Annotated in this window: 10 protein-coding genes; 4 read left to right on the forward strand and 6 right to left on the reverse strand. The window is 71.0% G+C overall.

The genetic code is table 11. The features are described from left to right. Positions 1 to 13: 13 nt before the first annotated feature. Positions 14 to 3,913 carry a DNA-directed RNA polymerase subunit beta' gene (locus ACIP94_RS07115; protein ID WP_402420752.1) on the forward strand — a complete coding sequence of 1,300 codons (3,900 nt, stop codon included), beginning with the start codon at positions 14 to 16 and terminating at the stop codon, positions 3,911 to 3,913. An 81-nt stretch (positions 3,914 to 3,994) separates the two neighbouring features. Here the strand turns inward: ACIP94_RS07115 and ACIP94_RS07120 are convergent, their stop codons facing one another. Then, positions 3,995 to 4,978, reverse strand: coding sequence for a M48 family metalloprotease (locus ACIP94_RS07120; protein WP_402420755.1), 984 nt, complete (start codon positions 4,976 to 4,978; stop codon positions 3,995 to 3,997). Between the two features lie 114 nt (positions 4,979 to 5,092). On the opposite strand from ACIP94_RS07120, the gene ACIP94_RS07125 reads away from it, so the two are divergent. Next, on the forward strand, positions 5,093 to 5,296 hold the full coding sequence (locus ACIP94_RS07125) for a hypothetical protein (RefSeq protein ID WP_402420758.1): 204 nt from the start codon (positions 5,093 to 5,095) through the stop codon (positions 5,294 to 5,296). Positions 5,297 to 5,388: 92 nt separating this feature from the next. Here the strand turns inward: ACIP94_RS07125 and ACIP94_RS07130 are convergent, their stop codons facing one another. The 5 genes from ACIP94_RS07130 to ACIP94_RS07150 all read right to left on the reverse strand — a co-directional run bounded on the left by ACIP94_RS07130 (position 5,389) and on the right by ACIP94_RS07150 (position 12,154). Continuing rightward, positions 5,389 to 5,934, reverse strand: coding sequence for a Pycsar system effector family protein (locus tag ACIP94_RS07130; protein WP_402420760.1), 546 nt, complete (start codon positions 5,932 to 5,934; stop codon positions 5,389 to 5,391). Continuing rightward, positions 5,931 to 7,778: a hypothetical protein gene (locus ACIP94_RS07135; RefSeq protein WP_402420763.1), complete on the reverse strand. Its 1,848-nt coding sequence runs from the start codon at positions 7,776 to 7,778 to the stop codon at positions 5,931 to 5,933. Before ACIP94_RS07135 ends, ACIP94_RS07130 begins: the two co-directional genes overlap by 4 nt. A 133-nt stretch (positions 7,779 to 7,911) precedes the next feature. Then, positions 7,912 to 10,125 (reverse strand): hypothetical protein, encoded by a 2,214-nt coding sequence (locus ACIP94_RS07140; protein WP_402420765.1) that lies wholly within the window; start codon positions 10,123 to 10,125, stop codon positions 7,912 to 7,914. Next, positions 10,122 to 11,024: a hypothetical protein gene (locus ACIP94_RS07145; RefSeq protein ID WP_402420768.1), complete on the reverse strand. Its 903-nt coding sequence runs from the start codon at positions 11,022 to 11,024 to the stop codon at positions 10,122 to 10,124. Before ACIP94_RS07145 ends, ACIP94_RS07140 begins: the two co-directional genes overlap by 4 nt. A 365-nt stretch (positions 11,025 to 11,389) precedes the next feature. Further along, positions 11,390 to 12,154, reverse strand: coding sequence for a Crp/Fnr family transcriptional regulator (locus ACIP94_RS07150; protein ID WP_402420771.1), 765 nt, complete (start codon positions 12,152 to 12,154; stop codon positions 11,390 to 11,392). A gap of 454 nt (positions 12,155 to 12,608) precedes the next feature. Here ACIP94_RS07150 and rpsL point away from each other — a divergent pair, with 454 nt between their 5' ends. Continuing rightward, positions 12,609 to 12,980, forward strand: a complete 372-nt coding sequence (gene rpsL, locus ACIP94_RS07155) for a 30S ribosomal protein S12 (protein ID WP_003948652.1) — start codon at positions 12,609 to 12,611, stop codon at positions 12,978 to 12,980. Positions 12,981 to 12,982: 2 nt separating this feature from the next. Then, positions 12,983 to 13,453 (forward strand): 30S ribosomal protein S7, encoded by a 471-nt coding sequence (gene rpsG, locus ACIP94_RS07160; RefSeq protein WP_009330725.1) that lies wholly within the window; start codon positions 12,983 to 12,985, stop codon positions 13,451 to 13,453. Positions 13,454 to 13,474: the final 21 nt, after the last annotated feature.

Here is a 13,474-nt window from a genome sequence, read left to right on the forward strand (position 1 = left end):
GGATTGACGCATAGTGCTCGACGTCAACTTCTTCGACGAGCTCCGGATCGGCCTGGCCACCGCTGACGACATCCGTCAGTGGAGCCACGGCGAGGTCAAGAAGCCCGAGACCATCAACTACCGCACCCTCAAGCCCGAGAAGGACGGCCTCTTCTGCGAGAAGATCTTCGGCCCCACCCGGGACTGGGAGTGCTACTGCGGCAAGTACAAGCGCGTCCGCTTCAAGGGCATCATCTGCGAGCGCTGTGGCGTCGAGGTCACGCGCGCGAAGGTGCGCCGTGAGCGGATGGGCCACATCGAGCTGGCCGCCCCGGTCACGCACATCTGGTACTTCAAGGGCGTTCCGTCGCGGCTGGGCTACCTGCTCGACCTCGCCCCGAAGGACCTGGAGAAGGTCATCTACTTCGCGGCGTACATGATCACGTACGTCGACGAGGAGCGCCGTACGCGTGACCTGCCCTCCCTGGAGGCGCACGTCTCCGTCGAGCGGCAGCAGATCGAGAACCGTCGCGACGCCGACCTGGAGGCCCGCGCCAAGAAGCTCGAGGCCGACCTGGCCGAGCTGGAGGCCGAGGGCGCCAAGGCCGATGTGCGCCGCAAGGTGCGCGAGGGTGCCGAGCGCGAGATGAAGCAGCTGCGCGACCGTGCGCAGCGCGAGATCGACCGCCTCGACGAGGTGTGGACCCGGTTCAAGAACCTCAAGGTCCAGGACCTCGAGGGCGACGAGCTGCTCTACCGCGAGCTGCGTGACCGCTTCGGCACGTACTTCGACGGCTCGATGGGTGCCGCGGCGCTGCAGAAGCGCCTGGAGTCCTTCGACCTCGAGGAGGAGGCCGAGAAGCTCCGGGAGATCATCCGCACCGGCAAGGGCCAGAAGAAGACCCGTGCCCTGAAGCGGCTGAAGGTCGTCTCCGCGTTCCTGCAGACCTCCAATAGCCCCAAGGGCATGGTCCTGGACTGCGTCCCGGTTATCCCGCCGGACCTGCGTCCGATGGTGCAGCTGGACGGTGGCCGCTTCGCGACATCCGACCTGAACGACCTGTACCGCCGTGTGATCAACCGCAACAACCGTCTGAAGAGGCTGCTCGACCTCGGCGCGCCCGAGATCATCGTCAACAACGAGAAGCGCATGCTTCAGGAGGCTGTTGACGCCCTCTTCGACAACGGTCGTCGCGGCCGCCCGGTCACGGGCCCCGGCAACCGCCCGCTGAAGTCCCTCAGCGACATGCTGAAGGGCAAGCAGGGTCGCTTCCGTCAGAACCTGCTCGGCAAGCGTGTCGACTACTCGGCGCGTTCCGTGATCGTCGTCGGTCCGCAGCTGAAGCTGCACCAGTGCGGTCTGCCGAAGGCGATGGCGCTGGAGCTGTTCAAGCCGTTCGTGATGAAGCGCCTGGTCGACCTGAACCACGCGCAGAACATCAAGTCGGCCAAGCGCATGGTGGAGCGCGGCCGCACCGTCGTGTACGACGTCCTCGAAGAGGTCATCGCCGAGCACCCGGTGCTGCTGAACCGTGCGCCCACCCTGCACCGTCTCGGCATCCAGGCCTTCGAGCCGCAGCTGGTCGAGGGCAAGGCCATCCAGATCCACCCGCTCGTCTGCACCGCGTTCAACGCGGACTTCGACGGTGACCAGATGGCCGTGCACCTGCCGCTGTCCGCGGAGGCGCAGGCCGAGGCCCGCATCCTGATGCTGTCCTCGAACAACATCCTCAAGCCGGCCGACGGCCGCCCGGTCACGATGCCGACCCAGGACATGGTCCTCGGTCTGTTCTTCCTGACCACGGACGGCGAGATGCGGAACGTGAAGGGCGAGGACCGCTCCTTCGCGTCCGTGGCCGAGGCGATCATGGCGTTCGACGCCGGCGAGCTCTCGCTGCAGTCGCGCGTGGACATCCGCTTCCCGGTGGGCACCATCCCGCCGCGCGGCTGGACCCCGCCGGCCCAGGAGGAGGGCGAGCCGGAGTGGCAGCAGGGTGACAGCTTCCGTCTGAAGACCACGCTGGGCCGTGCGCTCTTCAACGAGCTGCTGCCCGAGGACTACCCGTTCGTCGACTACGAGGTCGGCAAGAAGCAGCTCTCCGAGATCGTCAACGACCTCGCCGAGCGCTACCCGAAGGTCATCGTGGCGGCGACGCTCGACAACCTGAAGGCGGCCGGCTTCTACTGGGCGACCCGTTCCGGCGTCACCGTCGCCATCTCCGACGTCGTCGTTCCCGAGGCGAAGAAGGAGATCGTCAAGGGTTACGAGGCCCAGGACGAGAAGGTCCAGAAGCAGTACGAGCGCGGTCTGATCACCAAGGACGAGCGCACTCAGGAACTGATCAACATCTGGACCAAGGCGACCAACGAGGTCGCCGAGGCGATGAACGACAACTTCCCGAAGACCAACCCGATCTTCATGATGGTGAACTCGGGTGCACGAGGCAACATGATGCAGATGCGTCAGATTGCCGGTATGCGTGGTCTGGTGTCGAACGCGAAGAACGAGACGATCCCGCGTCCGATCAAGGCGTCGTTCCGTGAGGGCCTGTCCGTGCTGGAGTACTTCATCTCCACGCACGGTGCCCGTAAGGGTCTCGCGGACACCGCTCTGCGTACCGCCGACTCGGGCTACCTGACCCGTCGTCTCGTCGACGTCTCCCAGGACGTCATCATCCGCGAGGAGGACTGCGGCACCGACCGTGGCCTCAAGCTCCACATCGCGGAGGTCGGCGCGGACGGCGTGCTGCGCAAGGCGGACAACGTCGAGACGTCCGTGTACGCGCGCTGCCTCGCCGAGGACATCGTCGTCGACGGTCAGGTGCTGGCCCCGGCCGGTACCGACCTGGGTGACGTCCTCATCGAGGAGCTTGTCGCCCGTGGCATCTCGGAGGTCAAGACCCGCTCGGTCCTGACCTGTGAGTCCGCCGTCGGCACCTGCGCCATGTGCTACGGCCGCTCGCTCGCCACCGGCAAGCTGGTCGACATCGGTGAGGCGGTCGGCATCATCGCCGCCCAGTCCATCGGTGAGCCCGGTACCCAGCTGACGATGCGTACCTTCCACACCGGTGGTGTGGCCGGTGACGACATCACCCAGGGTCTGCCGCGTGTCGTCGAGCTCTTCGAGGCCCGTACCCCGAAGGGTGTCGCCCCGATCTCCGAGGCCCAGGGCCGCGTGCGGATCGAGGAGACCGAGAAGACCAAGAAGATCGTCATCACGCCGGACGACGGCAGCGACGAGACGGCCTACCCGATCTCGAAGCGCGCCCGACTCCTGGTCAGCGAGGGCGAGCACGTCGAGGTGGGCCAGAAGCTCACCGTGGGTGCCACCAACCCGCACGACGTGCTGCGCATCCTGGGCCAGCGTGCCGTCCAGGTCCACCTGGTCGGCGAGGTCCAGAAGGTGTACAACTCGCAGGGTGTGTCGATCCACGACAAGCACATCGAGATCATCATCCGGCAGATGCTCCGCCGTGTGACGATCATCGAGTCCGGCGACGCCGAGCTGCTGCCCGGCGAGCTGGTCGAGCGCTCGAAGTTCGAGCAGGAGAACCGTCGTGTGGTCCAGGAGGGCGGTCACCCGGCCTCCGGTCGTCCGCAGCTCATGGGTATCACCAAGGCCTCGCTGGCGACCGAGTCCTGGCTGTCGGCGGCGTCCTTCCAGGAGACGACCAGGGTCCTCACGGACGCGGCGATCAACGCCAAGTCCGACTCCCTGATCGGCCTCAAGGAGAACGTCATCATCGGTAAGCTCATCCCGGCCGGTACGGGTCTGTCCCGTTACCGCAACATCCGGGTCGAGCCCACCGAGGAGGCCAAGGCCGCGATGTACTCGGCCGTCGGCTACGACGACATCGACTACTCGCCGTTCGGCGCCGGCTCCGGCCAGGCGGTGCCGCTGGAGGACTACGACTACGGTCCGTACAACCAGTAAGCGAGCAGCCTGAACCGAGGGGCGGTCACCTTGTGGGGTGACCGCCCTTCGGCGTGTCCGGGGACCGGCCCGCGGCCGGGCTCAGCGGCCCGGCTGGAGGTAGGGCTGAAGGTGATGCAGCCGGGTGTGGTAGTCCGGGTGCGAGGAGAGCAGCTTGGCCAGGGCGCCCTCCTCCACGGGGACGCCCCCGTTGTGCGCGGCCAGCTCGGCCGCCGTCCGCTGCTCCTGCTGGTGCAGCTTGTCCAGCACGGCGGCCAGCATCGGCGCGAAGCCGAGGGCGGCCGCGTGCTCGTCGGCGCGCAGCTCCGAGCGGCGGCCGACGGCGGCGAGCGCGTAGGGGATGCCCAGGAGCAGCAGCGGCAGTCCGTAGAGGGTGCTGATCGTCGCCAGCGCGAGGCCGCCCATGAACAGCACCACGAAGGCGACGCCGAAGCAGCCGAACGCCCGCGACACCTTGAACGCGAATCCGGAGAACGCCTTGAGGAGACGCCAGGCCACCCGGCCGGGCAGCGCGTACCAGTAGCCGAGCAGCGAGGACCACGCGTGGCCGCCGACGTGGTGGCCCAGCTCGTGCGCCAGTACGGCGGCCAGCTCGCCGTTGGGCAGCTGGTTCATGGCGAAGCGGGTGACGCCGACGATATGGCCGGCCGCGGCGACCGCGTTGAGGTCATCGCTGTCCTCCACCCACAGCTCATAGGCGCGGCCCTCGATACCGGCGCGGGCCGTGACCGTACGCCACACCGGTTCGAGTTTGGCTCGTTCTTGTGGGGTGGGGTAGCGCAGACGGAGCAGACGGCGCGCGAGGGCGCTTTCGGTGGGGCGATGGAACACGAGTGCGCCGCTGGCGAGCCAGGCGAGGATCACCAGGAACGCGAGGTTGCCGAAGAAGGCCGAGACAAGGGCGACCACGAAGAGGCTGCACAGGAAGTTCGGCAGGTGCAGCAGTAGGTTGCCGACGGCGGTGGCGTCCGTGCGGCGCTGGTCCTTCGACAGGTGCACGCGACCGTGGTCGGTGCTGATGTGGTGCGGGTGCGCGGGGTCGTCGGGGGACGGGGGCGGTGTCATGGGTGGTGCGGTGGATGGGGGAGTCGGGCCGGCCTGCGGAGGGTGGGGCGGTGTGGCCGCCTGGGGGTAGGGGGGCGGGGCTGATGAGGGGTACGGGGGAGGAGCCGACTGCGGGTGGCCGGGTGGGGCCTGGGTGGAGGCCGGGTACGGGGGCATGGGTGCCGGCTGAGGGTACTGCGCGGCGGGGCCCGGCTGAGGGTACTGCGCGGCGGGGCCCGGCTGGGGGTACTGCGGGGCCGGGCCCGGCTGCGGATGGACGGGAGGCTGCTGCGGGTACTGCGGCGCTATCGGCTGCTGCGCGGGGGTCTGCGCCGGTGAGCCGGGGTACTCCGGCGGGACCGGTTGCGGTGGTTGGGACATGCTCGTTCTTCCTTCAGGTGCGGGTGTGGGGACGACTGCGGTGTGGCGGGTCAGCCGATCAACAGGGAGGCGGGCAGCAGGACCGTGCCGGCGCCGAAGGCGACGAGGCCCGCCCGGATCCACTGGTGCTTGCGTGCGGCGATCCGGCTCGTCTCGGTGAGCGCCCTGGTCAGACCGGGCGTGGCAAGGCGTTCGGTGTCGGCGAGCGCGCTCTCCAAGTGGCCCTGCCTGACGGCCTGTTGGATGTCACCGAAGTAGGACAGGGGAAGGCCCGGCGCCCAGGTCCCGGAGCGGTAGCGGGGCAGGACGGCGAGCAGCAGGGCGAACAGCGAGAGGGCGAGGCAGACGGCTCCGGCCCACCACAGCACGGTGCCCGGTCCGGACAGCGCGGCGGGGGTCCACCTCCGCCCGGCGAGCAGACCGCTGAAGACACCGGCGGTCATGCCGAGGGCGGCGACCAGGACCGACGCCTTGCTGTCGGCCCGGGCGATCTCGGCCCGCAGCTCGGTCAGGAGCCGTTCGCAGAGCTGGGCGCGCGCGACGGGATCGGTGGGGCTGCCGGTGGGCGGGGCGGGCGCCGGACCGGGGGCGGTCATGGGCCGCCACTTTCGGTTCCGCTCCCGGTCCCCTCGGGTCCCGTGGACGTTCCGGTGTCCTCGCCGTCCTCGGGGTCTGCGGTGTTCCCGGGACCCTCGTCGGCGCCCGGGACCATGGCCCCGCCCGGGGCCGGCCCGGGGGGCACGGCGGGTGTGGTGCCGTATCCGGGCGGGGGCTGCCAGGCCGGGGTCTGGGGACCGTACGCGCCGTGCCGCGGATCCTGCGGTGGCCCGCCGGCTCCGTACGGTACGGCCGTCTGCCACGGCTGTGGCACGCCCGGGAGCGGCGGGGTGAAGGGCGGCATGCCCGGCTGCGGCGGGGTGAAGGGCGGCATGCCCGGCTGCGGCGGAGTGAAGGGCGGCGTGCCCGGCGTCGGCGGTGGGAACCGGGCGGCGGTCGGCACCGGTGGTGGGAACGCTGGCCCGCCCGGGGGCGTCCCCGGCTGGGCACCCGGGAACCCGTGCAGGGCATCCGGTCGAGGCGCCGCCGCGGCCGGTGGGGCCTCGACCGGCGCGGCGCCGTCCGGCGAGGCCGCTCCCGGGCCGGCTCCCGCGCCCGAAACGACTGCCGAGGCCGCCGCCGCGGCGGCCGACGCCGTCCACGCCCCGGCGGGCGGACCCACGGGCGGACCCGCCGGTGGGGTGGGCGCCGGCGGGTGTGCCGGCGGCTCGGGCGAGCCGGGATGGGCCGGTCCCGCCGGTCCCGCCCCCTCGGGCAGCGGGGCCGGGGTCTGGGGGACGCCCGGGAGCCGCTGGGTGAGGATGTCGTTGACCGTGCGCAGGGCCAGCTGCTTGGGCCCCTCCAGCTCGTAGCCCTCCGCCGCGTCACCGTTCAGAAGCTGCCGCACCAGTTCCATCTGCGCCTGGATCATGCGGAGTTGGTCCTCGCGCATGCTGGACATGACGAGCCGTGAGTCCTCCGGGTGCTGGGCGAGATGAAGTGCCCAGGCGTGGACGCCGCCCTGCTGGAGGTGCCACTGGTAGAAGGCGATCTTCTGGGCCTCGAGTTGCTGAAGCTCCAGTTGCTGCTGCCCCTGTTGCAGAGCGAGCTGATGCTGCTGTCCGCTGTGCAGCAGGGCCTGCTCGTACTGCCACCGCTGCTGCTGGATCATCAGTTCCTGCTGCTGTGTGCCGTAGGCCATCGCCCGCTCGATCTGGAGGGCGTCCTGTTGCCGCAGGCGGCGGTCCGCCTCGGCGTCGACGTCCATGCCGCGCCGGTTCGCGCGGACCTGTTCGGCGGCGGAGTGGTCGATGGCCTGCAACCGCTGCTGGTGCTCGATGTTGGCCCTGTCGCGCTTGATGCGCAGGGTCCAGGTGACCTGGAGCCCCGCGGGCGCCCCGAGCGGCCCCAGCACGGTGACCGCCTCCAGCAGCTCCCGCTCGGCCGCCGCGCTGTCGGTGATGGTGAAGCGGCGGGTCACCGGCCGGGCGGCCTGCTGGAGTTCACCGAGGACCAGCCCCGGCACGTCCCGGTGACCGCTCGCCACGAACCGGGCCGGGTCCAGGACCTGCCAGGAGAGGTCGACCTCGGCCGTGAACTCGAAGGCGTCGTTGTCGCTGGGCAGCGCGAGTTCGGCCGTCCAGGGATGCACGCCCATGTCCACCTCGTACACGGCGGTGTACCGGTGGGCGGCGACCTCGGCGCGCGTTGGGCGCCGAGGCGGCAGATACGCCTCGTAGGAGCCCTTCGGGGTGGAGAAGACAAGTGCGTGGTCGATGCGGACGAGCTGTCTCAGATTGAACTCGAAGCGCGACAGCTGACGCACGGTGAGCACCGGGTCGACCAGCTGCGTGTGCCGGTCCGCCGACTGCTGCCACTCGGGCTGGCGGTGGAAGGTGGGCATGGTGCGTGTGGCTCCTCGGGACGTACCGATGGGCGTGCGGACGAACGCGCGGGCGAACCGCAGGCGGACGGGTGGACGGATGTGCGGGCGAACCGCAGGCGGACGGGCGGACGGATGTGCGGTGCGCGGGGGCTCAACGGGTGGGCAGCGTGGTGAGCAGACGGGACGCGACCTGCGGCGGTGGATCGCCGTCCTCGCCGGGCATGGTCCGCAGCAGATGGCTCAGCCGCTGGTGCTCGGCGGCCGTGGTGACGAGCGTGGGCAGCAGCGCGGCCAGCGCCCACTCGACCGCCGTGGACCGGTCGGCGATCAGCACCCACCCGCGCAGCGCCTCCAGCGCGTGCCGGGTGGTGCGCGGATCGGCCAGGGCGGCGCGCCAGAGATACGGAACGCCCTGCGCGGCCGGCCCGCCCTCGGTCGCCGAGCGGGCGTACCAGCCGAGGACCAGCGGAGTTCCGTAGCGCTCGTCGTCGTTGTCGGTGCGTTTGCAGGCGCCGACGAACCCGCCGAGCGTGAGGTCGCGTACGGCCCGGTCGTCGTCCAGGTGGGTGCGCAGCTCGGCGAGGACCGTCTCGCTCGCCGACGACAGCAGCAGCAGCTCCACCGCCTGCGCGAGCTCCTGTGCCAGCGCGCCGTCGATGTCGTCGGGCGCGTCCTCGTACAGCCGCCGTACGGCGCCGCGCAGCGCCGCCAGGGCCTGTTCCGGGCGCTCCGGACCGATCAGCCCGTACGCCCGCACGGCAACCCAGCGCAGCCGTGGGTCGTCGCCCGCGCACCAGGTGTCGAGGACGCGCGGGATGTTGGGTGTGTCGATGAGGTGGGCGAGGGTGAGGGAGTTGACCGCGACGAGCCGGTGCCGGAACAGCTTGGAGGTCCCCCAGGGCTCGATGACCAGGGCCATCGCCGACGGCAGATCGGTGCGGGCGAGGACCGCGACGGTGGCGGCGGCGCGGGTGCGGACCAGAGGGCGGCCATCGTCGGCGAGCCGCCGCAGCCAGCGGATCAGGGCCGGGCGGGCGGAGGGATGCCCACCCCACACCTCGCGCAGCAGCACCAGGGAGGCCCGCTCGTCGCGGAACCTCGCCTTCTGCTGGGTGACCGGGCCCCACTCGGTGTGCTCGTCCTCCGAGTACCGCTCGGCACGCGCCTGTTGGAGCCGCTTGCCGACGTGCGTGCCGAAGACGGGGACCTCGGGGACGAGGGCCGGGTTCTCGGTCTCCTGGAGGAAGCGGTAGAGCAGGTCGCTGAGTTCGGCGGTCAGCGCGTACGGGCCGCCGTCGAAGGCGGCCAGCGCGACGAGGAACGCCTTGTCCCGCAGATGCAGGGAGGTGTCGTCCTCCTCGAACCACTCCTGGACCTGGGATTCCAGCGAGACCAGGGAGAACCGGCCGATCGCGTCCTCGGTGACCTCCCCGGCGGCATACCCGCCGAGCAACCGTGCGAACGCGGCGGCCTCGCGCGGCTGGTGGCTGCGCCCGAGGAAGTCGGCCACCTGCGGCAGATCGAGCAGCTTGGCGGCGGTCTCCTCGTCGGTGCGGGCGCGCAGATGCGCGGAGAGGACTTCGGCGGCGGCCGGCGCGCGCCACTCCTCGGCGGTCACGTCGTCCAGCGCGGCGCCGGGGTCGAGGGTGACGACCAGATAGGCGTCCCGTTCGGCGAGACGGTCGCGGGCGGCCAGCAGATGGGTCCAGCGCAGCGGGTCGTCGCGGCGCGGGGCGAGGTCGCACAGGACATGACCGCGGGCCTGGTGCTCACCGGTGACCAGATCGGCCAGGCCGCCCGGGCCGGTGTCGCACACCAGGGTGCGCACCGGGAGGGCGCCCAGGCGGTGCAGCAGCACGAGGGCGGCGGTGCGCCGCCCGGTGAACCGGCCGCCGGACAGCACCAGGACGCGGTCGTCGCGCAGCCGGGCAAGCAGCCGGGACAGGAGCCTCTCGTCGGCGACGAAACTGCTCGCCAGTTCCTCGAGGGTGGCCCCCGGGATCTCGCCGGAGGCGGAGGCGGCGGCGGTGGGGCCGGGGGCCGCGAGATGGTAGATCTCCGTCTTGCCGCCCAGGAAGACATCGCCGGAGAAGTGGCCGCCGCTGATGCCGCCGTGCTGGTCGCCGCCGAGCAGCCCGCCGCTGAAGCGGGCCCGGGCGCCGACGTTCATGGACCGCGGGCTGTGGTCGACCAGGTCACGCCGGGCCGACCAGGCGTTCTGCGGCTGGTCGCGCTCCTCGGATTCCCCCTCGTCGCCGTGCCCGGTGTCGTGGGCGGAACCCGGGTCGCCCGGAAGCTGGTCCTTCGCCGCGCTCCCGGGCTCGGGTACGGGATGCGGGGGAGGCTGTGCCTCGGAGGTGCTCATGCGCGTTCGCCCCGCTCACGACCGCCGCGCTCGCCGAGGACGACATCGCCGGAGAAGTGACCGCCGCTGATGCCGCCGTACTGGGGACCGCCGATCACTCCGCCGCTGAACGTGCCGCCCTGGATGGTGACGACAGGGCCCGGCGCCGGGGCTGCCCCTGATCCGCCCGGCGCCGGGGCTCCCCCTGATCCGTCCGGCGCCGGGCGGTCCTCGGGGGCCCGGGTGCCGTGTGGGGGCACCCGCGGCGCCGGGCGGCCCCCCGATCCGCCCGGCGCCTCCCCCGCCCCCGTGTCACCGTGGTCTTCCGGGCCGTCCGTGACCGTGGCGCCGGGTACCGGTCCGTGGAGCCACGCCTTGAGGGGGCCGTTCTTGCTCTCCACCGTCACCGGGTGGAAGTCGGCGGCCGGGACGCCGACGTGGTCGTGGCGTACGACGCCGGTGTAGAGGGCGTCCGAGACGCACAGCGCGAAGTCGTCGGCCCGCTCGCGCAGTGCCTCGCGCAGCAGCCGGGCGTCCAGCAGCCGGCAGGCGTGGTTCAGGTCGGAGCCGACCCAGCCGTCGTGCTCGTCCACCGCGACATAGCCGGTGGCGACGACGCCGCGCAGCCGGATCTGCGCGGAGCGGGAGGCCATGCGGTTGACCGTCCGAAGATGCGCCGGGACATCCGTGAGCAGGGCCCGCAGCAGCGCCGTGACCGGGGCGTTCGCGTCGATGAGCGCCATCACCGAGTCGCCGCGGTCGGCCCTCAGCCGCCGGGTCTCGTCGATGCCGGCGCCTTCCAGCGTGCGGTCGGTGATGTCGTAGAGCATGCGCCGCAGATACGCCTGCTCCACATCGTCCCGGTCGCTGAACCTCTCGATGTCCAGCAGCAGGATCGTGCGGCTCACGGGATCGGTCATGGTCGCCTCTCGAGGGGGGAACGCCGTGCAGGGCAGCAGACTGGCCGGGCGGCTTCCCGAGTGGTGAGGGCGGATGACGCACTCCGAGTGTGACCGTGTGCACAGAGCGTCGGACGGGACGACGGGGAACCCGATCCCACCCGCCGCAGCCCCTCCGGCGGCGAAGCCGGCCCCCTCACCCCTCCGGTGACGGAGCCCCTTCACCCCTCCGGCGGCGAAGCCGGCCCCCTCACCCCTCCGGTGACGGAGCCCCTTCACCCCTCCGGTGACGGAGCCCCTCCACCCCTCCGGTGACGGAGGCCCTCCACCCCTCCGATGCCGAGGCCCTTCACCCCTCCGGTGACGGAGCCGGCCCCGTCAGCCCGTCAGCCCTCCAGTGCCCCCGGCGGTGCGGGAATGCCCGGTGCGGGCCCCGCGGCCGCGATACGGCGCAGGAGATCGGGGCGCAGGATCAGCAGGGTGCGGCGGCCCGTCACGACGGCTTCCCTGTCGCGCAGTTCGCGCAGCAGCCGCTGCACCATCTCCCGCGAGGCACCCACCGATCCGGCCAGCTCCTGCTTGCTCAGCGGCACGGACAGCTCGATGCCGTCGGCGGTGCGGCGGCCGTGGGTGCGGGCGAGGTCCAGCAGCAGGACCGCGAAGCGCTCCCGCACGCTCATGGACGCGAATTCCAGCCGGCGCCGGTCGGCCGCGCGGGTGCGGTCCGCGGTCAGTCCCAGCAGGGCGAAGGAGACGTCGGGGGAGTGGTTCAGGAACTCCTTGAACCGCTCGTGCTCCACGGCCGTCGCCCGCACCGGCTCCAGCGCGGTCACCGTCGCCGACCGCGGCCGGCCGGTCAGCGCGGCCGACTCGCCCACGATGTCGCCGGGCCCGCGCAGCGCGAGCAGCGCCTCGTAGCCGTTGGCCGCGGAGGCGGTGACCTTCGTCCAGCCGTGCACGAGGAAGAGGACATGGGACGAGGGCTCGTGCTGGTGCACCAGCACCATGCGCGGGCTGAAGGTCAGCTCACGGCCGAGTCCCAGCAGTGCCGAGCGGTCCTCGGCCTCCAGGCGCGCCAGAAAGGGCACCCGGTCGTCCAGGCCGCCGTCGTCCGGTGGATACGCCGCCGGTCTCCTCGGTGTCGTCGCCATCCCCTGTCCCCCGATTTCTCGCGCCCGAGCGGACGGATCAACGTACTCAAAGCGCAAGACCGCGGGGCGGGGAAGCGCGCGATTCGGCCAAGGGTGTCCGAAGGGCGCGGGGCGGCCTTCGACCTGCCGCCCGCCGGCCCGCGCCGTCCCGGGCGGGGTCCCGGGACAAGTAGGACGAATCCCGGGTGGGGAGGTGGAGAGATCGGCGTGTCGGGAGGGACTCCATTTGTTTTGACCGAAGTCCGTACGGTAGGTACGCTCAGACCTTGTGCCTGGGGTGTGCCCTGGCTCTCGCGCGTGCCTCCAAACCGCACGGGGAGTCAAGACCGGCCACCGTAATCTGCGCCCTTTCCGCCTCGCGGCGGGAGTTTGCGGGATTCGACACACCCGACCGCGTGGGTCGGAGACGTTCCAGGTTAGCTGTACCCATCGGCACACAGAAACCGGAGAAGTAGTGCCTACGATCCAGCAGCTGGTCCGCAAGGGCCGGCAGGACAAGGTCGAGAAGAACAAGACGCCCGCACTCGAGGGTTCCCCTCAGCGTCGCGGCGTCTGCACGCGTGTGTTCACGACCACCCCGAAGAAGCCGAACTCGGCCCTCCGCAAGGTCGCGCGTGTGCGTCTGACCAGCGGCATCGAGGTCACCGCTTACATTCCGGGTGAGGGACACAACCTGCAGGAGCACTCGATCGTGCTCGTGCGCGGCGGCCGTGTGAAGGACCTGCCGGGTGTTCGCTACAAGATCATCCGCGGCTCGCTCGACACCCAGGGTGTCAAGAACCGCAAGCAGGCTCGCAGCCGTTACGGCGCCAAGAAGGAGAAGTAAGAATGCCTCGTAAGGGCCCCGCCCCGAAGCGCCCGGTCATCATCGACCCGGTCTACGGTTCTCCTCTGGTGACCTCCCTGATCAACAAGGTGCTGCTGAACGGCAAGCGCTCGACTGCCGAGCGGATCGTTTACGGTGCCATGGAGGGCCTGCGTGACAAGACGGGCAACGACCCGGTCATCACGCTGAAGCGCGCTCTCGAGAACATCAAGCCGACCCTCGAGGTCAAGTCCCGCCGTGTCGGTGGCGCCACCTACCAGGTCCCGGTCGAGGTCAAGCCCGGCCGTGCCAACACCCTGGCGCTGCGCTGGCTGGTCGGTTACTCCCGCGCCCGTCGCGAGAAGACCATGACCGAGCGTCTCCTCAACGAGCTTCTCGACGCCTCCAACGGCCTCGGTGCGGCCGTGAAGAAGCGCGAGGACACCCACAAGATGGCCGAGTCCAACAAGGCCTTCGCGCACTACCGCTGGTAGTCGCTACCCACATCGAGACCG

It is taken from the genome of Streptomyces sp. NPDC093261, from assembly GCF_044753645.1.
Taxonomy (GTDB): domain Bacteria; phylum Actinomycetota; class Actinomycetes; order Streptomycetales; family Streptomycetaceae; genus Streptomyces.